This is a genomic window from Clostridium carnis, from assembly GCF_054657435.1.
The window spans coordinates 1,853,709-1,878,464 of sequence record NZ_BAAHYS010000001.1 but is presented as its reverse complement, the minus strand read 5'-3'; the positions used below and the strand labels follow the sequence as shown (position 1 = coordinate 1,878,464).

18 protein-coding genes and 1 riboswitch are annotated in these 24,756 nt (G+C 28.4%); of the genes, 3 read left to right on the top strand and 15 right to left on the bottom strand.

The genetic code is table 11. The features are described 5' to 3' along the window. Nucleotides 1-134: 134 nt before the first annotated feature. The 8 genes from ACYQ1T_RS09020 to ACYQ1T_RS08985 all read right to left on the bottom strand — a co-directional run bounded on the left by ACYQ1T_RS09020 (nt 135) and on the right by ACYQ1T_RS08985 (nt 10,283). Nucleotides 135-725, bottom strand: a complete 591-nt coding sequence (locus ACYQ1T_RS09020; RefSeq protein WP_459834104.1) for an ECF transporter S component — start codon at nt 723-725, stop codon at nt 135-137. Between the two features lie 158 nt (nt 726-883). After that, a riboswitch (FMN riboswitch) is annotated at nt 884-1,000 on the bottom strand. Between the two features lie 57 nt (nt 1,001-1,057). After that, complete coding sequence (locus tag ACYQ1T_RS09015; RefSeq protein ID WP_459834102.1) at nt 1,058-3,226, bottom strand: Tex family protein; 2,169 nt, start codon at nt 3,224-3,226, stop codon at nt 1,058-1,060. Between the two features lie 127 nt (nt 3,227-3,353). Beyond that, nucleotides 3,354-4,097 (bottom strand): chitin disaccharide deacetylase, encoded by a 744-nt coding sequence (gene chbG / locus ACYQ1T_RS09010; protein WP_459834100.1) that lies wholly within the window; start codon nt 4,095-4,097, stop codon nt 3,354-3,356. Between the two features lie 13 nt (nt 4,098-4,110). Continuing rightward, nucleotides 4,111-5,427 carry a 6-phospho-beta-glucosidase gene (locus ACYQ1T_RS09005; RefSeq protein WP_459834098.1) on the bottom strand — a complete coding sequence of 439 codons (1,317 nt, stop codon included), beginning with the start codon at nt 5,425-5,427 and terminating at the stop codon, nt 4,111-4,113. A 2-nt stretch (nt 5,428-5,429) separates the two neighbouring features. Then, complete coding sequence (locus tag ACYQ1T_RS09000) at nt 5,430-5,738, bottom strand: PTS lactose/cellobiose transporter subunit IIA (RefSeq protein WP_459836503.1); 309 nt, start codon at nt 5,736-5,738, stop codon at nt 5,430-5,432. A 45-nt stretch (nt 5,739-5,783) separates the two neighbouring features. Further along, nucleotides 5,784-7,121 carry a PTS cellobiose transporter subunit IIC gene (gene celB, locus ACYQ1T_RS08995; protein WP_459834096.1) on the bottom strand — a complete coding sequence of 446 codons (1,338 nt, stop codon included), beginning with the start codon at nt 7,119-7,121 and terminating at the stop codon, nt 5,784-5,786. 5 nt (nt 7,122-7,126) lie between these two features. Beyond that, nucleotides 7,127-7,438 carry a PTS sugar transporter subunit IIB gene (locus tag ACYQ1T_RS08990; protein ID WP_459834094.1) on the bottom strand — a complete coding sequence of 104 codons (312 nt, stop codon included), beginning with the start codon at nt 7,436-7,438 and terminating at the stop codon, nt 7,127-7,129. Nucleotides 7,439-7,640: 202 nt separating this feature from the next. Continuing rightward, entirely contained in the window at nt 7,641-10,283 is a 2,643-nt protein-coding gene (locus ACYQ1T_RS08985) for a sigma-54-dependent transcriptional regulator (protein ID WP_459834092.1), read from the bottom strand. Between the two features lie 331 nt (nt 10,284-10,614). Between ACYQ1T_RS08985 and ACYQ1T_RS08980 the strand changes: the two genes are divergently transcribed. Both ACYQ1T_RS08980 and ACYQ1T_RS08975 read left to right on the top strand, forming a co-directional pair. Next, nucleotides 10,615-10,956: a hypothetical protein gene (locus ACYQ1T_RS08980; protein WP_459834090.1), complete on the top strand. Its 342-nt coding sequence runs from the start codon at nt 10,615-10,617 to the stop codon at nt 10,954-10,956. 95 nt (nt 10,957-11,051) lie between these two features. Then, the gene (locus ACYQ1T_RS08975) at nt 11,052-12,410 is read left to right on the top strand and encodes a M28 family metallopeptidase (protein ID WP_459834088.1); all 1,359 of its coding nucleotides are present in this window, start codon (nt 11,052-11,054) and stop codon (nt 12,408-12,410) included. Between the two features lie 27 nt (nt 12,411-12,437). On the opposite strand, the gene ACYQ1T_RS08970 is transcribed toward ACYQ1T_RS08975, so the two are convergent. From ACYQ1T_RS08970 to recD2, 7 genes are all read right to left on the bottom strand, one after another. Beyond that, on the bottom strand, nt 12,438-14,540 hold the full coding sequence (locus ACYQ1T_RS08970; RefSeq protein ID WP_459834086.1) for a sodium-translocating pyrophosphatase: 2,103 nt from the start codon (nt 14,538-14,540) through the stop codon (nt 12,438-12,440). 141 nt (nt 14,541-14,681) lie between these two features. Continuing rightward, a protein-coding gene (prfB, locus tag ACYQ1T_RS08965) for a peptide chain release factor 2 (RefSeq protein WP_459834084.1) occupies nt 14,682-15,786 on the bottom strand; the annotation gives its coding sequence in 2 pieces (ribosomal slippage) (nt 14,682-15,707 and nt 15,709-15,786; 1,104 coding nt in all). Between the two features lie 76 nt (nt 15,787-15,862). Continuing rightward, nucleotides 15,863-18,379 carry a preprotein translocase subunit SecA gene (gene secA, locus ACYQ1T_RS08960; protein ID WP_459834082.1) on the bottom strand — a complete coding sequence of 839 codons (2,517 nt, stop codon included), beginning with the start codon at nt 18,377-18,379 and terminating at the stop codon, nt 15,863-15,865. 161 nt (nt 18,380-18,540) lie between these two features. Next, nucleotides 18,541-19,077 carry a ribosome hibernation-promoting factor, HPF/YfiA family gene (gene hpf, locus ACYQ1T_RS08955; protein WP_459834080.1) on the bottom strand — a complete coding sequence of 179 codons (537 nt, stop codon included), beginning with the start codon at nt 19,075-19,077 and terminating at the stop codon, nt 18,541-18,543. A gap of 443 nt (nt 19,078-19,520) precedes the next feature. Next, nucleotides 19,521-20,168 carry a ComF family protein gene (locus tag ACYQ1T_RS08950; protein WP_459834078.1) on the bottom strand — a complete coding sequence of 216 codons (648 nt, stop codon included), beginning with the start codon at nt 20,166-20,168 and terminating at the stop codon, nt 19,521-19,523. Continuing rightward, nucleotides 20,141-21,157 carry a hypothetical protein gene (locus ACYQ1T_RS08945; protein ID WP_459834076.1) on the bottom strand — a complete coding sequence of 339 codons (1,017 nt, stop codon included), beginning with the start codon at nt 21,155-21,157 and terminating at the stop codon, nt 20,141-20,143. Before ACYQ1T_RS08945 ends, ACYQ1T_RS08950 begins: the two co-directional genes overlap by 28 nt. A gap of 11 nt (nt 21,158-21,168) precedes the next feature. Then, complete coding sequence (gene recD2, locus ACYQ1T_RS08940; RefSeq protein WP_459834074.1) at nt 21,169-23,400, bottom strand: SF1B family DNA helicase RecD2; 2,232 nt, start codon at nt 23,398-23,400, stop codon at nt 21,169-21,171. A 128-nt stretch (nt 23,401-23,528) separates the two neighbouring features. On the opposite strand from recD2, the gene nagA reads away from it, so the two are divergent. Further along, complete coding sequence (gene nagA, locus ACYQ1T_RS08935; RefSeq protein ID WP_459834072.1) at nt 23,529-24,668, top strand: N-acetylglucosamine-6-phosphate deacetylase; 1,140 nt, start codon at nt 23,529-23,531, stop codon at nt 24,666-24,668. Nucleotides 24,669-24,756: the final 88 nt, after the last annotated feature.

Here is a 24,756-nt window from a genome sequence, read left to right as displayed (position 1 = left end):
TAAAAAATTTATATTATATTTGCTATATATACTTAATAAATATTTGTTTAAATTAAAAAGTGTTATATTTATAAGATTTTGTATCACTTATAACCATAACACTTTTATAATTTCTAATTTAATTTCAATTATACTTATATTGTTCCTAATTTTTCTTTCTTTTTAGTTCCAAAGTTTGAATCTACTTTAAATATTGCAACTGAAATCTTCTTATATAAAACATAGGTTACTCCACATACTAAAATTCCCTTTATTCCATTGAAAGGTAGTAACCCTACTGTTACATATTGAATTAACTCGCTTTTTGCCATTTGCATTCCATAAGCTGGTAATAGGAAATATACATTCGCAATTATTCCTATTATCTCTAAAGTTAAAATCCCTACCGCCATACCTATTATTGCAGTTTTTTTGCTTTTATTTCTATGATAAATCCATGCTGCTGGTGCTACTAATGAAATTCCTACTATAAAGTTTGCAATTTCTCCAACAAATGCTGTTCCTGTTCCTTTTACAATTAGAATTAAAAGATTTTTTATAAGTTCTATTACTATTCCTGATAATGGTCCAAAAGCAAATGCTCCCATAAGAGCTGGAACATCACTTAAGTCAATTTTTAACCATGGAAATATTGGTATTACAGGAAAGTCTACATACATTAATAATACTGCAATTGCTCCAAGTAATGCAATTTTGATGAACTTGTTTAGATTTTTATTTTCCATTTTTCTCTTCCTCCCAAAAGTCTATCTTCTGGGGCAATTAGTTAGATTGTTTATTCTGTGAAAATTAAAGAAACCCTGATGTATTAATAACATCAGGGCAAAAATTCACAAGAACTAGATATGCTTACTACATAAAACAATAATAAACAATTCTAACCTCTTACCTTCTTTCATCCAGACTATACTGTCGGCCTCGGAGTTTCACCGAATCATGCTACAAGTAGCTCGCGGGCTATACCGCCGGTGGGGAATCACGCCCCGCCCTGAAGATAATTTTAATTTATATTATACTTATATTATATTCGTATTTTCAAATTTGTTCAAGTTTTTTATTATATTTCTTTTAAATCCTTCATAGATAATGAAATTCTTTTTCTCTTTGTATCTACTTCCATTATCCTAACCTTTATTACATCTCCTACCTTAACAATATCTAACGGATGTTTTACAAATCTATCTGCCATTTGACTTTTATGAACTAAACCATCTTGATGTACTCCAATATCAACAAACGCACCAAAATCTGAAACATTTCTAACTGTTCCCATTAAAACCATTCCTGATGTTAAATCCTTTAAGTCTATTACTCCAGTTTTTAATATCGGTTTTGGCATTTCTTCTCTTGGATCTCTTCCTGGTTTTTGAAGTTCTTTTATAATATCTTTTAAAGTAGGTTCCCCAACTTCTAATTCATTAACAAGATTATTTATTCCTTTTTCTTTTACTCTATCTTCTATATCATCTAATTTTCTATTTTTTAAATCATTTTTTGTATAACCTAAAACTTCTATTAATTTTGAAGCAACTTTATAACTTTCCGGATGAACTGATGTATTATCTAACGGCTCTTTACTTTCCATTACTCTTAAAAATCCTGCACATTGTTCATATGCTTTTTGTCCTAACCTCTTAACTTTTAAAAGTTCTTTTCTACTTTTAAATTCTCCAACTTCATCTCTATATAATACTATATTATTTGCTATTGTAGAATTAATGCCAGCTATATGAGTAAGTAATGATGGGGTTGCTGTATTTAAATCTACTCCAACCTTATTAACTGAATCCTCTACAACACCTGCAAGTGATTCTTCTAATCTCTTTTGTGTAACATCATGCTGATATTGCCCTACTCCAATAGCTTTAGGATCAATTTTAACAAGTTCTGCCATAGGATCTTGAAGTCTTCTTCCTATTGAAATAGCACCTCTTATAGTTACATCTAAATCTGGATATTCTTTAGTTGCAAGTTCTGATGCTGAATAAACCGATGCCCCTGCTTCTGAAACAATTACATATGCAAGGTCTTTACCTGTTTCATTTCTAACTTCAGTAATTATTTCTGATATTACTTCTTCTGATTCTCTTGATGCCGTTCCATTCCCTAAAGAAATTACATCTACATTATGTTTGTTAATTAATTCTTTTAATATTTTTTTAGTTCCTTCAATATCATTTCTAGGTACAGTTGGAAAAACAGTTGCCTTTTCTAAAAATTTACCTGTACTATCTAAAACAGCTATTTTACATCCAGTTCTAAATCCAGGATCATATCCCATAACAACTTTTCCTTTAATAGGAGCTTGCATAAGTAATGCTTTTAAATTTTCTTTAAATATTTTAATAGCTCCTTCTTCTCCAATATCAGTAAGTTCACTTCTTACTTCTCTTTCAATGGATGGATATATTAATCTTTTTAGTGCATCCTTAATTGCTTCTTTTAAATACTTATCAGTAACTTCATTTTCCTTTAACAATTCTCTTTCTAAGTAATTTAGTATCTTTTCTTCATTTATAGCAATTTTTACAGAAAGTATTTTTTCTTTTTCTCCTCTATTTATAGCAAGAATTCTATGTGGAGGTATCTTTCCTACTTCTTCACTATATTCATAGTACATTTCATATGGAGTTGTATCTTCACTACTTCCTTTAGATTCAATTTTTCCTTCTCTTAATACTAATTCTCTTATCCATTTTCTATACTTAGCTTCATCTGAAATTATTTCTGCAACTATATCAAGTGCGCCACTTATTGCTTCATCAGAAGTGTTAACACCTTTCTCTTCATTTATATAGTTGCCTCCCTCTTCTTTAATATTACCTGTAAACTTACCTAATAATATTATCTCTGCAAGTGGCTTTAATCCTTTTTCTAATGCAATAGTTGCTCTAGTTCTTTTCTTTTGTTTATATGGTCTATATATATCTTCAACTTCTGTTAAAGTAACTGCTTTTTCTAATGCTTTTTGTATCTCTTCTGTTAACTTACCTTGCTCATTAATTAGTCTTAATACATCTTCTTTTCTTTCATTTAAATTTCTTAAGTAAACTAATCTTTCTTGAAATTTTCTTAAAACTTCATCTGATAACCCACCAGTTTGTTCTTTTCTATATCTTGATATAAATGGAACTGTATTTCCTTCATCTAAAAGATTTATAACATTTTCTACTTGACTTAATTTTATTCCAAGTTCTTCTGATATTCTTGCTTCAATATTAACCATTGATTAACCTCCTAAATTTATAACTACAATCTACATAATATAGTATATTATAATATTACAAATTTATCTAATTATATATAAAAACTACATCTTCTTATTAACATTAGAAGATGTAGTTTTTATATACCTATTTGTTTATTTCATTGAAGTTTACTAATTCTATTTTGTTTAATTTAATATAATTCTTCACCATATTACTAGTTAATGTTTTTAACTCTTTTGTTCTTTGAATACAATATGAGCTGTTGCTTATTATATAATCATCTAAATAGCCTGGATGGCACATTATTTCTAAAACTTTTATATCAATATTTTTTTCTAAAATATTGATAAATCCTTCTGGGTCAATATTCCCCAAATCATAGAAGCTTCCAATAAATTTATCTGTCTTTTTTATTTCTTCTGGAATACTTTTATTCTCTGCCTCTATTAATCTAACAGGAAGGTTATATTCTAATGCTAATTCTTTAACTACCTCCAAAACTTTAGGAATAGAATGAACATGGTGATGACTATCAATATGAGTTGGCTTTATTCCAAAAGAAAGAAATTTATTCATTTGACATCTAAACTCTTTTCTTATATCATCAATTTGGGCTAACTCCCTTATTTTATCCATTTTTAGAAACTTGCCATTTTCATCTACTAAAGAATTCACATCCTTTGCTAATGGATATCCTGCTGTTAAAACTAAGTGTATCCCTATTCCTAAATCTTTATATTCTCTTGAAATATCAACAGCATTTTTAGCACTTTCCATATTACACATTAATGTAGTAGACGTTACCACTCCATTTTTATGCGCTTCTATAATTCCTAGATTAACAGCTTTTGATATACCAAAATCATCTGAATTTACTATTAATTTCATTTTATATTTCTCCTTATTTTAATTCAAATTTAGGTAAATACTTTTTATGAGCCTCTAATAACTCATCAAATAATATTTTAGCAGCTTTATCTGATTGAACTAATGGATTTATAGTCATAGCGACTAGTCCTGCATTATAATCACCTTCTGCAGCAGCTTTTGCTCCCAAAATTTCAAAACTCTTTATTTGTTGTATTAATCCTCTTATTTGAACTGGTAAATGACCAATAGTTATAGGTTTAGGACCATCTTTAGTTATTATACAGCTTACTTCAACTGCAGAGTTATAATCTAAATCTGCTATAGCACCCTTATTTCTTGTATCAACTGGCTGTATATCACCCTTATCATTATAAATAGAGTTTATTAGTCTACAAGCAGCATCACTATAGTATGCTCCACCTCTTTCTTCTAATTGTGGTGGTTTAATATCCAAATTAGGATCCTTATATAATTCAAAAAGTTCACTTTCTAAAGCTTTAACAACTTCTGCTCTAGTACCATTTGCATTAAACTTTTCAAGTTCATTATTTAACATATAGTCTTTCATAAAATAATATTTTGAATAACTACAAGGTAATACTTCTAATCCTTGTAAAAATTCTTTTTGCCATTTAACTTCATCTATATTCTTAACCTCTGAACTCGCATCTGATTCAATTATTTTATCTATTACATTTTTAGTAACTAAATTTCCATCTAGATAAATATTTAATCCAAATACCATATGATTTAATCCTGCAAAGTCAATTCTTATTCTATTAAAATCAACACCTAAAAGCTTAGCAGTTGATTTTTCTAATCCTATTGGTACATTACATAATCCTATTACTTTATCTATTGCCCCATATTTTAATAAAGCTTCTGTAACCATTCCTACTGGATTTGTAAAGTTAATTAACCAAGCATTTGGACATAACTCTTTCATTTCCTTTGTAATATCTATTAATACTGGAATTGTTCTTAATCCCTTAAATAATCCACCTGCTCCATTTGTTTCTTGTCCAATATATCCATGACTTAAAGGGATCCTCTCATCTTTAATTCTAGCATCTAATAAACCTACTCTTAGTTGAGTCGTTACAAAATCTGCATCTTTTAGTGCCTCTCTTCTATCCAGAGTTAAATGAATTTCTATTGGTAATCCCGCTTTTTTAACCATTCTTTTTGCTAATTCACCAACAATTTCCAGCTTTTCTTTTCCATCTTCTATATCAACTAACCATAATTCTTTTATTGGGAGTTCATTATATCTTTTTATAAATCCCTCAACTAACTCTGGTGTATAACTTGAACCTCCTCCAATTGTAACAATCTTTAATCCACTCATCTTTAATACTCCTTTGAAAATTTCTCATACATATTAACAAACTGCTCGCCTAAATCCCTAACTGTTATTGCATTCATTAAATGGTCTTGTGCATGTACCATTAATAGTTCTATTGTAATTTTTTCTCCCCTAGCTTCATTTTGTATTAGTTCCGTTTGTATAGCATGAGCTTTTTTAAGTTCCTCATCCGCTTTTTTTATTAATTCTCTAGCTTTATCAAAATTATTATTTTTAGCTTCTTCTATTGCTTCCATAACATAACTTTTAGAATTTCCACCATTTATGATTATAGTCATTACTATCTCTTCCATTTTCATACTCTCACATCCCTCGTTAATACGTATTTAATCTTCTTATTATTCTTCTATATAATTTCCACTCTCAACATTTATTATTTCTTCTTCTTGAAGTTTTTGTTTATCCCACATACGGAAGAATGGATAATATATTAACATTGATACTACAAAGTTAACAAGTTGTAATACTACACCTGATATTTTCCCTCCAGTTGCTAAATACCCACTTATAAAAATAGGGGTTGTCCAAGGTACCGCTATTCCTACTGGCCTTGATACAAGCCCAGTTTCCATTGCAAAATATGATATTATTACCATAACCACTGGTGCTAGAACAAAAGGAAGCATTAACATAGGATTTAAAACTATCGGTGTTCCAAACATTATAGGTTCATTTATATTAAATAACCCTGAACCTATTGATAATCTTCCTAAAGACTTTAATTGTTTACTTTTTGCTCTATAGACCATTAATAATGTAAAGACTAATGTTGCTCCTGCACCACCTGCAAATATAAATATATCAAAAAATGTATTAGTTACTGTATTTGTCACTGGTTGACCTGCTTCAAATGCTAATCTATTGGCATCATTTAAAGTTATTAGAACTGGTCCTAGAACACCATTCATAATTGCTCCACCATGAATACCAAAGCACCAGAATAATCCAACTAATAAAGCATAAATTATTGCACCAAATAAACTATTTCCAAGTCCTGATAAAGGAGTACTTATAACAGTTGTTATAAGCTGATGTACATCTCCAAATGATGTAAGTTCTAGTAGTATTCTTACTATCCAAAAGAATGTTATACATATTGTTGCTGGTATTAATGCTGCAAATGATTGTGATACTGCTGACGGTACTCCTTTTGGCATTTTTATTACTATATCCTTTTGAATAACTTTTCTATATATTTCTGTTGATATTAATGCTACTATAATTGCTACAAATAATCCCTTACTTCCCATTAATGCTAATGGAATTCCCTTAACTATAATAGGATCTGCTGCACCTTCTTGAAGAAAGTTTATCTTATATGGTGTAACTAGGAAAAAGCATACTAATGCTATAATTGCACCTGATAATGCTTCAACCTTATATAAATTAGATAACCTATAAGCTATTCCAACTACCGCTATTAACCCCATTAAATCCATTGTAACTCCAACTACATAACCTAATTTATCTGCCCATAAATCACCAAATATTGAAGCCATAAATTCAGGATATCCAGGTATAGGTAAACTTGCAATTACTAAAAATAAAGATCCAACTATTGTTAATGGCATAACTAATAATAAACCATCTTTCATAGCTGATAAATGTTTTTGATCTGATATTTTTTCAGCTATAGGCATAAGTATTCTTTCTATTAATGAAACAATTTTATCCATATTAATTATCCCCTTTCAATTAAATCTAATGCTAATTTAAGTACTTTTTCTCCATCAACTCTTCCATAATCTACAGTATTTATTAAACTTACCGGTATAGAAAATTCTTCTGCTATTGTATTTATATATTTAAGCTTAAACCTAATTTGTGGGCCTACTAAAACTACATCTACATCTTTAATATGAGATTCTAAATCTGCTACAGATACTGCCCGTATTTTACTTTCTAATCCTTTTTTTTCTGCTGCTTCTTCCATTTTACTTACTAATAGACTGGTAGACATTCCAGCTGCACAACATAATAAAATTTTTACCATTATAATTCCTCCCTAAATATATCTCTAATTTTATAAGCTTATAATTACATTTATTTTATAAGCATTTTTCATGCCAAAATTCTAAATCTTTATATTATCTATGCTAATGCTTTAGTGTTTCAAACACTTTTTAAATAAACCATTCGTTGAAACACTAAAAAAATAGTGTTTTAACACTAATTAAAACACTATTTCTTTATCTCTATATTTCTAAGAAAAATTCTGTTATATAGCAATATTCATCTTGAGTAATGTGTATATTATATTTATTAGAAATAATCTCCAATTCTTTAACTACTAAATTATACATTTCTATATTATTATTTTTATACTCATTACTTTCTTTAAATTCTACATTTACATCTTCTTTTAAAAGTCTATCTACCATACAAGCAATATGTAATGCCATTGGTATAAATAATTCTGTACTTAAAATTTTATTAGTACTTTTTTGAAAACTAAATAATAAATTAACAACATCATTATAAAGAATTTCACCATCAGTATTTTTTATATGTTCCTTAAAGGTTTCTTTTAGTTCTTCATAAGTATATTTAATATCTATTATATCTTGTATTTTACTTATTGCTTTTAAACTTAACATTTCATCTAGTGTATATTGTGGAATATCAAGAGATAGTTTTAAAGAACTCACTATACATATAATTTCACTTTCTAGCTCTATATTTTTAATTGATTGATTAAATTCATTTTTATTATTAATGCTTAAAGGAATTATCTCAAAAATATTTTTATTATATCTTAATCGACCTTTAAGATATTTAGCCATAATTGATGCACTACCTTCTCCTGTAAGACATGCAGTTACAATTGAATACTTTCTTTTCTCTTTATTATCTTTAATAATATATTTAATATTTTCATCTCTACTTAAACTATTATATATATCCTCTAACTTTTCCCCCATAATAGCTTTTCTAGTCGCTTCTATAACATGAATTGTACTTACATTATTTATCTGTCTTGACTTTATATTAAACTCTTCCTCTAGTATTGTTCCAATTGAAACTAAAGATCCCATGTCTACCAAAAATAAGTATCCTTCCTCTTTATAATCATTTTTAATATACTCTCTTAATAACTGTAATATCTCAACTCTACTTTTATTTAATGGTAAATTTATTCCTATGGCATACTTTTCTTCTAGAATATCATTAGCTACTTTGGCCATTGATGTTGCTGTTGAATCACCATGACACAATACTATTACTCCAACCCTATTATTTGATTCAAGTGAACCTTTATCATTTCTAGTTAAAAATAAAGTAATATATCCAGCATCATCTATTGAAAGTGTTCTATCTAATTTTTCTTCTATTAATTTAATTATTTCTAATGCTGTTTCAAACTCTACCCTGTATTTTGTTCTAATATATAATAATTGGGGATTCATAACTCTTTTATTATAAGCTAACTGATTTATTGCAGTGTTTAAATACAACATAATTCCTATACTTGTATTTTTACTTATTTTTTTATTTAATTTCTTATAAACTAAGTCTTTGATATTATTCAATAATCCAATAATACTTTCATCAATTAAACTACCTAACATATTTTTATCATATTCATTAACATATGGTATATACTTGTTAAAATATTCATTGAACTCATTGTAAATAATCTTAGTAAAATCAACTTCGCTATTTTTAGCATCTCTTAATTCATGTACCTTATTTATTATAAGCTCATATATATTATCATTTATATTATCTTGATTTAGTAATTTTATATCCTCTTCTTGATTTATTGTTATATATTTACTATCTATATTCATATTATTAATTATTTCATCTATATTGCTAGATACATTAATATAATCTTCTATATATTTAGGTAAATCACATGAATTAATTTTAATAGATCCCTTTTTCTCTGTTAAAAAATCTGCATATACTTTGGCTGAAACCAATTGTATATCAGCTCTTAATTGCCCTATATTATTACTACATGGATATTTCAAAAATGCTTTTAAAGAGTTTATAGATATCTTTATATCTTGCTTAAATTTAAAACTTTCTTCTTTAAAAAAATTAATTATAAGATTAAGTCTCTCTTTATATCCTCTTTCTTTAAGATTAGGGATTCTAATAGTCATTGGAATTCTTCTAGTAAATGTATTTAATAATGTAGAATTAGGATCTTCTGTAGTTGCACATATTATAAGAACTTTCGCTTTCCTATCAAACTCTGTTTCTCCCAATCTTCTAAACTTACCTTGATCTAAAAATACGAAAAGCATTTCTTGACCTTCTGATGGTAACCTATGTACTTCATCTAAAAATAATATTCCATTATTAGCTTTTTCAATTAATCCTGGCTTATCCTCATTAGCTCCTGTATATGCTCCCTTTTTTATTCCGAATAACTGACTTAATAATAATTGTGGATTATTAACATAATCTGCACAGTTAAATACTATGAACGGAGCATTTTTTCTAATCCTTTTCACCTCAATAGAATATCTATGTACTAGTTCTGCAAACATAGATTTACCTACTCCAGTTTCCCCTAATATTAGCATATTCATTCCTTCAGGTGGATATAATATAGCAGCCTTTCCTTGATTTATAACTCCTCTTAAACTCGGATTTAATTTTATAAAGTTATCTAACGAACTATCTACAGCTTTAATATAATCGCTCTTCATTATATCTTTTTTCTCTTCAATTACTGGAAAATAAAGCACCGGTCTTCCATTTGATTTTCTTACTTTTCCTATCTCATATAATTTATTAAGTTCATTACTTATATTAGCTCTGCTTATTCCTAATTCATTAGCTAACTGTTGAGTTGTAATACCTTTACAACTGTAACTACTCATTTCCAATAGCTTTTCAAAAATTACTTCCTTCCTTTTCAACTTAACTAACATAATAATTTACCTTTCCAATATTAAGATAATGATATTTATTACAAAATAATATGTTATATAAGTATATAATATATTATTTTCCTATATTTTTCAAATTATGGATTATAAGTTTTCCACACTCTAATTAATAATTAAACATTAACTATATTTTTTAAAAATTTTTTAAAAATTTTGTAAAATCTTCTCGAAAACTATTTTTCTCTCTTTTCTATATACTATTGATATTATGTAAATTTATAGTTATAATTTAACTGTAAATATTTTACAAATAGGTGATGTTATGAATAAATTTATATTAATAATTAATAAGATTATAAATATTCTTTTAATACTTTTTATATCTTTTCTAATTTTAAATGAATATTATGTTATTCAATTTTCGGATACACTTAAAAATGTTTTTGTATTTCTAACACTTATATTAGTTTTATTATCTTCTACTAAAGAAATTATAACTAGTAGCTCTGGTCTTTCTAAATTTATAAATTGTATAATACTTTTTTGTACAATTGTAGGTGGAGTTTTTTCTATAGTAAATAAACAACTTAATATATTTATATATATATGTCTACTATTCTCAGTAACATATGGCTTCGTAGATTTAGTATATAAAAAAGCTTAATTATTTATTATAAACTCTATTTTTAATAATCTTTCATAATATTACTCTTTAGATAATAGTATTAATTAGAACTATTATTTAAGGAGTTTTATTTTATGAAGAAAAAAATTATTTACTCAGCATCCTTAACAGTTTCAATTATATGTTTAAGTATCTCTATATTTTTTAATTTTACATACTCACCTTTTAATTCAGAAAATGTAAAAAATAATATAGCAATATTTTCATCTGACACTTATAAAGGTAGATTACCGGGAAGTGCTGAAAACAATTTAATCGGTGAAGTTATTAGAAAGAACTTTGAAGATAACAAACTTATTCCTCTTAATGACACTTACAGAGAGGACTTTAAAACACTTTGTCCAGTTCCTACTAACACTAGCCCTAATATGCAAATTTCTTCTAATGGAGTTATTGTTGAAAAATTAAAATATGGAGTAGATTTTAAAGAAGATATGCTAAACTTTAAAAAGAATAGTGTAACTTTTTCTAAAAGTGACAAAATCAACATGTACACTAATTCAATCGACGTAATTACCGAAAATGGAAAGTTTTTATTTTACGTTTCTCCTGATAAAGATTTATCTTTTAGAAGTTCATTTGTTAGTAATTTTCCTTATGATATGGTAATTATGATTACCACTAATACCTATAATAAAATTTTAGATTCAGTTCGTGCTGGTTTAGAAGTATCAGTATCTATTCCTTTCTCCACTGAGGAAAAAAGTATTTCTAATATTGTAGGTGTTATAAAAGGACGATCTGAAAAATTACCACCTCTTATACTTACTGCTCATTATGATCATTTAGGTAAAGATGGTTTAGGAAATACCTATTATGGAGCATTAGATAATGCATCTGGAACTTCCTTCTTACTAGAGCTTCAAAGAAGTCTATCTACTTATGGAAAACCAAAACGTGATATTATCTTTGTTGCTTTAAATGCTGAAGAGTTTGGATTATTAGGTTCTAAAGAATTTGCAGAGAAAAATATAGATAAAATAAAAGGAGCTGAAGTAATAAACTTTGATATGATAGGTAGTGACGGTTTTCCTATTACATTTATGCAAGGTCTATCTTTTAAAGAAAAAAATTCAGATCTTCTAAAAACTGTTGAAAAAAGTTCAAAGAAAAATAATGTAAGCTATGAAATTACTTATCAAGATTCAAGTGACCATGCAAGTTTCAATAATTTAGGTATAGATTCCTTAAGCTTCTGTCACAGTGATATGTCAAAAATTCATACACCAAATGATAAATATGATTATATAAGTACCACTGCTATAGATAGTGCTTATTCAGTTGCTAAGGATGTTATAAATAAATCTAGTTATGGATTTATTAATATATTCTTACACTCAAAATATTCAATATTATTATTTTCTATATTATTAGGTTTTATTTTATCAGCACCATTTATAAATAAATTTAAATCATTAAAAAAGTTTAAGTAAAAGGATGGGGAATTTATCCCCATCCTTTTATAAAAATAATCCAAATGTTATAATGAATGTTGCAAATACTATTGATACCATTGACATAAGCTTTATTAATATATTTAATGATGGTCCTGTTGTATCCTTAAATGGATCTCCAACAGTATCCCCTACTACTGCTGCCTTATGACAATCTGAACCTTTCCCTCCAAGAACTCCTGATTCAATATATTTCTTTGCATTATCCCATGCACCACCTGAATTAGCCATCATAATTGCTAATACAAATCCTGTTACTGTTGATCCTGCAAGTAAACCAGCTACTCCATTCGGCCCTAAAAATATTCCAACTATTAAAGGTGTTAAAATAGCTACTGCAGCTATTGCTATAAGTTCTTTTTGAGCTGATTTAGTACATATATCAACACAAGCTGCATAATCTGGCTCTGCTTTTCCTTCCATAAGACCCTTAATTTCTTTAAATTGCCTTCTTACTTCTACAACTATCTTTCCTGCTGCTCTTCCAACTGCATTCATAGTTTTAGATGCAAATAAAAAAGTAACCATTCCACCTATAAATAGTCCTATAAGAACTTGTGGATTTAATACTGATAAATTAAATGTAAATTCTACTTTTCCACTTTTAACTATATTTTCTACTGAATCTTTATATGCCGCAATAAATGCTAGTGCTGTTAAAGCTGCTGAGCCTATTGCAAATCCTTTTCCTGTAGCTGCAGTTGTATTTCCTAATGAATCTAATGCATCTGTTCTCTTTCTAACCTTCGGATCCTGATTTGACATTTCTGCTATTCCACCTGCATTATCTGCAACTGGTCCATATGCATCTGTAGCTAAAGTTATTCCTAAAGTCGATAACATACCTACAGCTGATATTGCTATTCCATACAAACCTAAATTAAAGTCTTTCATTCCACCTGCTAAACTAAAGCTTATTAATATAGATATTGAAACTACTATTACAGGCATAGCAGTTGACATCATCCCTAATGATAATCCATTTATTATAGTTGTTGCAGCGCCTGTTTTAGTTGCTTCTGCAAGTTTCTTAGTTGGGCTATAGTTATCACTAGTATAATACTCGGTAAAATATCCTATTAAAATTCCTGCTATAAGTCCTGATAATATACTAAAATATATTCCTATATGTTCCATTCCTAATATTGATTTAACTAAGAAAAATGCTCCTATAGCTACAATTATTCCTGATGCATAAACACCTCTTCTTAAAGCTCCTAATAAATTTTTTTGAGTAGCATCTTCTTTAGATCTTACAAAAAACGTTGAAATAACTGATGCTACTACTCCAAGACTTGCTACAAGTAAAGGTACTGTAACACCTTTCATACCTAGTCCTGCTGCCACTGCTAAGGCTGTTGATGAAACTAATGACCCCACATAAGATTCATATAAATCTGCTCCAAGCCCTGCTACATCTCCTACATTATCTCCTACATTATCAGCTATTACTGCTGGATTTCTCGGATCATCTTCTGGTATACCAATTTCAACTTTTCCAACTAGGTCAGCTCCAACATCTGCAGCCTTTGTAAAAATTCCTCCTCCAACTCTAGCAAATAATGCCATTGAAGATGCACCCATACCAAAGGTTAACATTGTTGATGTTATTTGCGCAATCCTTTCTATTTCAGGTAATGCTTTATAATACCAACTAAGTATATAATACCATATACCTAAATCTAAAAGACCAAGTCCTACAACTACTAATCCCATTACTGACCCACTGGCGAAAGCAACCTTTAAAGCACCATTAAGACTTTTCTTAGCTGCATTTGTAGTTCTTGAATTAGAGTTTGTAGCTACCTTCATTCCTAAAAATCCACTAAGCCCTGAGAAAAAACCTCCTGTAATAAAAGCAAAAGGTACAAATATAGATACATATCCCATTCTACTTAATACAAAGAATATTATAAACATTCCTATAAAAAATATCGAAATACCTTTATATTGTCTAATTAAATATGCATTTGCACCTTTTCTTATACTCTCTGCTATTTTTTTTATAGCATCTTCTCCTTCGTCCATTTTAAAAATAGTAATTGCTAGGTATGCCGCAAATAATAAAGCAATAGTTGCTCCTATTGGAACAAAAATAATAAGATCCATTATAACTCCTCCTTATATAAGAATCCTTCTTTTCGTTATATTTTATGAATCTTATTATAGTAATAGAATATTGTTAATAAAAAAAGAGTGCTAGAACATTGCTGTCTCCTACACTCTTAGTACATTTTATTAAATAATAATTTACTTACTACTTTCTTTTAGATATGCGGTAATAAAATTATCAATTTCTCCATTCATAACTGAACTTAAATTAGCTGTTTCTTCATTAGTTCTATGATCTTTAACCATATTATATGGATGGAACACATATGAACGTATTTGGCTTCCCCAACCCATATCCTTTAATTCTCCAGTAAGATCCTCTATTTTTTCTTTATGTGCTCTTTCTTTTAATTCTATAAGCTTTGACTTTAACATAGCCATAGCAGTATCTTTATTTGAAAATTGGCTTCTTTCGTTTTGACATTGTACAACTATACCTGTAGGTAAATGAGTTATTCTAATAGCTGATTCTGTTTTATTAACGTGTTGACCTCCAGCTCCACTAGCTCTAAAGGTATCGATCTTTAAATCTTCCGTTCTAATATCTATATCTTGATCCTTTGTAAGTTCTGGTAATACTTCAATAGATGCAAAAGATGTTTGCCTCTTACCATTAGCATTAAATGGAGATATTCTAACAAGTCTATGTACTCCTTTTTCAGCCTTTAAATATCCATATGCAAACTCTCCCTTAACTTTAAGAGTTACGCTTTTTATACCTGCTTCATCTCCTTCAAGATAGTCTATTGTTTCTACCTTAAAGAATTTCTTTTCGCACCATCTTGTGTACATTCTAAGTAACATTTCAGTCCAATCATTAGCATCTGAACCTCCAACACCTGCATGTAAAGTTAAAATAGCATCATTTCTATCATATTCTCCTGATAAAAGCATTTCTATTCTATATTCTTCTACTTCTTTTTCTATTGCCTTTATTTCACTTATTATCTCATTAGCAGACTCTTCATCGTCTCCCTCTATAAGTTCTATTAAAACTTCTACATCCTCAAGTCTATTACTAATAGAATCATATCTCTCTATTTTATCTTTTATCCTCTTAGTTTCTTTTGTTACTTCTTCTGCTCTTTTTATATCATCCCAAAATCCTTTTTCTTGCATTTGAAGTTCTAATTCTTTAACTTGTTTCTCTAATGCATCTTTGTCAAAGAGAAGCCCCCACTTCTTTTATGCTCTTTTTAATATCACTAAGTTTTGTTAGCTCAGTTTCTAATTTTATTAGCACTTAATCACATCCTATCTAATTATTTAAATAATACATTATATTTTCATTTAAAAAAGTGCCCTAAGGCACTTTTTTATTATACTTCTCTACCACAACAGTTCTTATACTTTTTGCCACTTCCACAGCTACAAGGTTCGTTTCTTCCAATTTTATCTTCATTTCTTACTGGTTCTTTTTTACTTTCAGTACCCTCTCCGCTTCCATGACTTGCTGATGTTTCTTCTGCAACCTTTTCTCTTTCAACTGGTTTTTCCATTTGAATATGGAATAGGAATTTCACTGTGTCAATTTTAATTCCTTCGATCATTTCTTCAAACATTGCACTACCTTCCATTTGGTATGCTTGTGTTGGATCTAATTGTTTATATGCTCTTAATCCAATACCTTGCTTTAAATGATCCATATTATCTATATGTGTCATCCATTTTTGGTCAACAGTTCTTAAAAGAACTACTCTTTCAATTTCTCTAAGTCTTTCTTCACCAAACTCTAACTCTTTAGAGTTATAGATTTCCATTAATATGCTTGTTAATTTTTCTTTTATTTCATCATTTGATAAACTAGCTAACTCTTCAACTGTAACTCTTCCATGTGGTAAACATATATCTTCTAAGTATTTTATTAACTTTCCTAATTCTTCTTCATAGTTTTCTTCAGAACCATCTAAATGAGCTGAAACTGAATCAGATACAACCTCTGAAATCATGCCTTGAATTTGTTCCTTAAGATCTTTACCTTCTAAAACTTCAGTTCTTTGTCTATAAATAACCTCTCTTTGCATATTCATAACATCATCATATCCAATAAGGTTCTTTCTTATATCAAAGTTATTTCCTTCAACTTTTCTTTGAGCATTTTCTAAAGCCTTACTTACCATCTTGTGATCTATTGCTTCATCATCTTCAAGTCCTAACTTTTCCATTAATCCTTGAATCTTTTCTGATCCAAATATTCTCATTAAATCATCTTCTAATGAAATAAAGAATGTTGATTCTCCTGGATCTCCTTGACGCCCTGATCTACCTCTTAACTGATTATCTATTCTTCTTGATTCATGTCTTTCAGTACCAATAATCTTAAGACCACCAGCTTCAACAACACCTTCTCCAAGTTTTATATCAGTACCTCTACCTGCCATATTTGTAGCAATTGTAACCATTCCAAATTCTCCTGCATGAGAAATTATTTCGGCTTCTTGCTCATGATATTTAGCATTAAGTACTTGATGCTTAATACCTCTCTTTTTAAGTAAAGCTGAAAGTATTTCTGATTTCTCAATACTTACTGTACCTACTAAAACTGGTTGACCTTTTTTATTAGATTTTGCTATTTCTTCAATAATAGCATTATATTTTCCTATTGTATTTTTATAAATTAAATCAGTATTATCAAGTCTAGCAATAGGTCTATGCGTTGGTATTTCAATAACGTCTAATGCGTAAATTTCTCTAAATTCATTTTCTTCTGTTAAAGCAGTACCAGTCATTCCTGATAATTTTTTATACATTCTAAAATAATTTTGGAATGTTATTGTAGCTAAAGTTTTAGATTCTCTTTCTATTTTAACTCCTTCTTTAGCTTCTATAGCTTGATGAAGTCCATCTGAGTATCTTCTTCCTTCCATAAGTCTACCTGTAAATTCATCAACTATTATTACTTGACCATCCTTTACCATGTAGTCTTTATCTATTTTCATTGAATAATTAGCCTTTAATGCTTGAGTTATATAGTGTTGTAATTCAAGATGTTCTGCATCTGCATAGTTCTCTATTCCAAACGCTCTTTCAGCTCTTTGAACCCCTTCATCTGTTAACATTACAGCATTTGCTTTTTCATCGATTGTAAAATCTCTTTCTGCTAATAATTGTTTAACAAAATTATCTGCTACGCTATAGAATTTAGTTGATTTTTCTCCTGCTCCTGAAATAATAAGAGGAGTTCTAGCTTCATCAATAAGAATTGAGTCAACTTCATCTACAACTGCAAAATTTAATCCTCTTTGAACTCTTTCTTCTTTATATACAACCATATTATCTCTTAGATAATCAAATCCAAATTCATTGTTTGTTCCATAAGTAATATCTGCACCATATGCTTCTCTTCTTTGATCAGAAGTTAAATCATGTACTATACATCCTGATGTTAATCCTAAAAAGCTATATAATTGTCCCATCCATTCTTGGTCTCTTTTTGCAAGATAATCATTAACTGTAACTAAGTGTACTCCATTTCCAGTTAATGCATTTAAATAAAGTGGTAATGTTGCAACTAAAGTTTTACCTTCACCTGTTCTCATTTCAGCTATTCTACCTTGATGTAAAACCATACCACCAATTAACTGAACTCTATAATGCTTCATTCCAAGCACTCTAGAAGACGCTTCTCTACAAACTGCAAAAGCTTCTGGTAAAATATGTTCTAATGACTCTCCATTAGCAATTCTCTTCTTAAATTCATCTGTCTTAGCCTTTAATTCCTCGTCAGATAATTTTTGCATACTTTCATCTAATGCCTCTATTTGATCTGCAGTTTTTTGTAGTTTTTTTACTTCCTTTTCACTATATGTTCCAAATAATTTTTCTAAGAATCCCATATTTCTTATCCTTTCAATAGTACTCTATTTTATATGTTGAGTTCATTTATTTTTGAATATTCTATATCATTTATAAATTATACCATTTCACCCCTTATTAATTCAAGAAAATAAAGCAATATTTGCTTTTATCAAAAAAAGAAGTGCTTATGCACTTCCTTTTAAATATATTCTGGTTCTAGTAAACCGTAATTTCCATCTTTTCTTTTATACATAACACATATTTTATTTTCATCTGAATCTTGATATACAAAGAAACTATGTCCAAGTAACTCCATTTGCAATACTGCCTCTTCAACTGACATTGGCTTTACTCCAAATTTCTTAATCTTCACTACCTTTCCATCTGTTTCAACAATATCTTCTTCAATAGCAACCTCATCTATTTGAGGGAATCTTAATGATTCATTATTTCTTCTTGAAAGTTTTGTTCTTTGTTTTCTTATTTGTCTTTCAAGCTTTAAAGCTACCAAATCTATAGACTTATACATATCCTCTGTAGATTCCTCTGCTCTTAAAATAACACCATTAAATGGTATTGTAACTTCTACTGTTTGCCTGTTTTTTTGTACAGATAGTGTAGCTTTTGCAGTTACATCAGGTGAGAAATACCTATCCATCTTTGAAATCTTTTTTTCTACCATCTCTTTTAATGCTGGTGTTAACGCGATATTTTTTGCCATTACTGAAACTTTCATATAAGGTCATCCCCTCTCTTTAAGTTCTAAGTTTATTCCTTAGAAGATTTCAAATTTATTTATTTCTTGTCTATATTATACCCCTTTATACGACTTTAAAACAAGTTCAATATTGCCAATTTACTGAAAATTCTCTCTATTTTACTCTACATAACTTCTATTTACTTTATATTTTATAAAAATAAAAAAGACCATTAATTACCATGAATTAATGATCCTTTTTATATAATGTTAGCTGACCTGGCTTTTGCCCCCACACTCGCCTACTGGAGCTTTTGCTACCCGGACTTAACCTCTCACTACTCACACTCTCAACTATTAATTGGTAGGACTTACCTCTATACCGCACCATGCTCATTAGAATCTTTGCCTAACTTACGTGGATCGTTTCGCCTGCGACTGGCATCGACTTTCATCCACAGACCTAACATTACATTAATATATTATATATTACTTTTAGAAACTGTCAATATATTTATTGTACAAGCTTCGTATTTTTTTAAAATTTTTTCGCATTCTTTAAGAGTTTCTCCGGTTGTTACAACATCATCTATTAATATTATATTTTTATCTTTAACATCTTTTGGATTTTTAATATCAAATGCTCCTATAACATTTTCCGCTCTTTCTTCCTTAGATAGGGTTTTTTGTTCCTTGGTTTTTCTAACTTTAATTAATCCTTTACTAATTGGTATATTAAATTTTTTAGATATATTTTTTGCCATTACTTCACACTGATTAAACCCTCTAATCTTTAATGATTCTTTACTTATTGGAACATAAAATATAATGTCTGCCTCTATTTTATTTTCTTTTATTAATTTACATAAATAATCACTCAGTATTTCTCCTGCATAAAAATTCTTTTTATATTTAAAAGCTAAAATTAATTTTTTTATTGTTCCTCCATAATGTGCATATGAAATAATCCCAGTATTGTCTGTTATTCTTTTTATTTTATTATTACATTTATAGCAAAGTCCAACGTGGTCCTCTTCCCCACAAGTAATACATTTATTTTCAGGTGGATATATTATATCTAATAATCCATCTATAATTATTTTTATTTCTTTAATAATCCTTTTTCCCATATAATTTTATTAAACCGTCTAGATATATTCTTAGTTTCATCCATATCATTAGATATATCCTTAGAAACTAATAGAATTTCGCCTGGTTTTTTAATATCCTTTCCTAAAACTGCACATAAATATAAGAGTTTTTTATAATTATAAAAAATATCATCTGCAAATAAGACTATTATATCTAAGTCATCTATTTTTCTTATATATTCTGATATATTATTTGTAATTATAAAAATACTTTTGTTTTTCTTATTTACAATATCCTCTATATTCTTAAATGATTCTCCTTTTAGATATTTGATAGGTTTTACATCCTTTATTTTAAGTGAATTTATATAATATTTATAAACCTTCTCTAACTTTTCCTCTGATGGAACACAAATAACTATTTTTCTTTTGTTATTTTTAAACCATATTAGATAATCATATAGACTATATGGAATATCTTCATCTAATTTTACTCTTGTATTTAATATTCTCGGTTCAATAAATGGTCCTTTTTTTAATAATGGTGATACTTCTATACTGCTCCCCATAGATACTATTTTTTCTATTGAATACACTATAATTCTTCTACTGAATAAATACTGATATTCTATTATTTCTATTAAATCTTCCCTAGTTGTAACTGAAAATTTACTAATATCATCAACAATACATAGATCATAATATCCTTTTACATAATTTACATTTTTGAAATTAACAAAAGTTACACTTGTATCTGCTTCTCCTTTATCCAAATATGAGTATGTCAAATTATTATTAATTAGTTTTATGCTTTTTATTAAGATATCATTTATAGTATTACCGCCCCATATATACAATACTTTTTTCTTAGATCTAGTAACTTCATTAATTATGCTTGAATATATTAAAGAACTGTTATATGGACACGTAATTATAGTTAATAACTTTGATTGTCTAACATACCATTTATTTATTTTAGTAACACAATTGTTAAATTCCTTTAGATTAACTATATTTTCATCCCCCATTTTAATTCTCCTTACTCCTCACTAAACATATCTTTTGATGTTATATCTAATATTCGATCTTTTAAAGATGAATATCTCTCCATACTTTTTGTATTAGAAACCATATATTTTAAAGCTTTTGGAATTCCTACTACTACTACTAATTCTTTTGCTCTTGTTATTGCTGTATATAAAAGATTCCTGTTCATTAAAAATGGTGATCCCATAAAAGCTGGTGTTATTATTACTTTAAACTCACTTCCTTGACTTTTATGAATTGTAATTGCATATGCTAGTTCTAACTCATCTAAATAAATATAATCATAAACTACTTTTCTTTCGTCATCAAAAATTATTGTAAAGGTCTTTTCCTCTTCATTTATGCTTTGTATAAACCCCATATCACCATTAAATACACCTACACCTTCATTTTCTCCATTACCATTTATTCTAAACCATTTAAGGGAATAATTATTTTTTGTCTGCATTACCTTATCCCCTTCTCTAAATAGCATTTCTTTTAAAACTTTTTCTTTTTTATATTTCTCTGGTGGATTTAACACCTCTTGTAGTTTATTATTTAAATTTTGTACACCTAACGCACCTTTTCTTGTTGGTGTTAATATTTGCATATCTCTTAATTTATCCCATCTTGAATTAAATTTAGGTAATCTTCTATTAATTAAATCTATTACAGTATATAATATTGCATCTATGTCTTCTTTGTTCTCAAAGAAAAAATCTCCATCTTTTTTATTAATATATGGCATTTCTCCACTGTTTATTTTATGTGCATTAGTTACAATCATACTTTCTTTACCTTGTCTAAAGATATCTTTTAATCTAACTATCTTTATAAAGTTACTTTCTATTAAATCCTTTAAGACATTTCCTGCTCCAACTGATGGTAATTGATCCGCATCTCCAACTATAATTAATCTAGTTCCTAATTTTATAGCCTTTAAAAGATTTTGCATAAGCATTATATCTATCATTGATGCTTCATCTATTATTATTACATCTCCTTCTAAAGGTGATGATTCTCCTCTTCCAAAAAATGAATTTTCCTCTTCACTTACTCCCATTTCAAGTAATCTATGTATTGTTTTAGACTCTCTGCCTGTTGATTCTGTCATTCTCTTTGCAGCTCTGCCTGTTGGTGCACCTAACAATACCTTCATTCCATTATTTTCATATATCTCAATAATAGCTTTGATTATTGTAGTTTTACCTGTACCTGGTCCTCCAGTTATTATTTCTATACCATTTTCAAAGGCCCCTATAATAGCTTCTCTTTGTGATGGCGCAAATTGTATATTATTTTTCTTTTCAAAAGTTTCTATTTCAAATTCAACATCAGTATTTATAGTTCTAAAATTTTCAATACTTAAGGTTATTATCTTATTTGTAACTCCAAGTTCACAATAGTAATATGGTAATAAAAATACAGCTTCTATATTATTTATTTTATCAACTTTTATCTTTCCTTCTAAAGATGAGTTATATATGTTTTCCTCAACAAGATCTTTTGATACCATCAATACTTTAGAAACGTCCTCTATAAGTAAATCCTTTGGCATATATGTGTTTCCAGCTGCCGAAAATTGATTTAATACATATCTTATTCCGCTTTGAACCCTAAATACAGATGTATTTTCTACCCCTAAGCTTTTTGCAATTCTATCTGCTGTTATAAATCCTATACCTGAAATTTCATCACAAAGTATATATGGATTTTCTGAAACTATACTCTTAGCTTCTGGACCAAATTTTTTATATATTTTTATACATTGATTTGAAGACATTCCATGACTCTGAAAATAAATCATTATATCTTTTAAATCTTTCTGTTCTATATATGATTCAAAAATTATTCTAAATTTCTTTTCTCCAATTCCCTCTATCTCTTGTAATCTTTCAATATGATTATCTAAAATATCTAAAGTATCTTCTTTAAATTTTTCAACAATTTTTTTAGCTGTTACAGGTCCTATTCCATGAATTACTCCAGTACTTAAATACTTCTCAATTCCTTCAATTGAAGTTGGAAGTATTTCTTCATATTCCTCTATATTAAATTGACGTCCAAATTGTTTATGTAGTACCCATTGTCCTTTTAATTTTACATGCTGACCTTCTTTTAAAAAAGGAACTATTCCAACAGCATTTATAGTTTCTTTATCAATACTTATTTTAGAAACAACATACCCTGTATCTTCACTTTTAAATACAATAGCTTCTACAATTCCATTTAGAACTTCCATACTATCTCTCCAAATCTTTTAAGCGTATTTTAATCTTAATAATTTTATTATATAATTATAACATAACATAAAAAGTAAAAATTATTTATATGCAAATATAAATAACAAAATAACATGGAGGTGTTTATATGTTAATTAAAAACTGTAATATTATCTTTTTAGATAAAATAGAAAAAGGTTCAGTTTTAATTGAAAATGGTAAAATTAAAGAAATTAATCCTACTACTGAAGTGTCTAATGAAATTATAGATGGAGAAGGTCTTTACTTATCACCTGGTTTTATTGATGTCCACATTCACGGTGCAGCTGGATATGATACTATGGACGGTACATACGAGGCTATTAATGAAATATCTAAGGCTATAGTAAAACACGGTACTACAGCTTTTACTCCAACTACTATGACAGTATCAATAGATGCTATAAGACAATCTATGAAGGTAATTAAAGAAGCTAAAGAAAACGGTACCGATGGTGCTATTGTTTTAGGTGCTCATTTAGAAGGACCTTTTATAAGCCCAAATGCTATTGGTGCTCAAAATCCAAAGTTCTTAATTTCACCAACAATCGAAAATTATGATGCTATGGTTGGAGAAGCAAATGATGCTGTAGTTTCTATCACAATAGCTCCTGAAGTCCCTGGCGCAAAGGAATTAATTAAATATTTATCAGCTAAAGGAATAGTTTGTTCAATGGGCCATACAAAAGCTACTTATGCAGAAGCTATGGAAGGAATTAAATGTGGATGTTGTCACTCAACACACCTTTTTAACGCTATGACTCCATTTGCTCATAGAGAACCAGGAGTTGTTGGTGCAATATTTGATAGTGAAATAACTACAGAAACTATTTCAGATGGAATTCATATATCATACCCATCATTAAGAATAGCTTATAATCAAAAGACTACTGATAAGGTTCTTCTTGTAACTGATGCTATGATGGCATGTAGTATGCCAGATGGTATGTATTCTTTAGGAGGTCAAGATGTTGTTGTATCTGATGGTGCAGCAAGATTAACTACTGGTAGCTTAGCCGGATCTGTTCTTACTTTAGATAAAGCAATTAGAAATGTCTATAAAAATGTTGGATATCCTTTATACGAAGTAGTTAAAATGGCTACATTTAATGGAGCAAGACACTGTAAGGTTGAAACTAAAAAAGGCCTTATTAAAGAAGGTTTTGATGCTGACTTAGTATTATTTGATGAAAACATAAATGTTAAGAAAGTAATAGTTTCCGGGAAGGTAGTTCATTCAGAAAAATAATATAAAATTACTAAACATTTTATTATTCTGAATTTTAATAATTTATAAGTCATTAAAATAAGCCACTTGTAAATAAATTTTTATTACA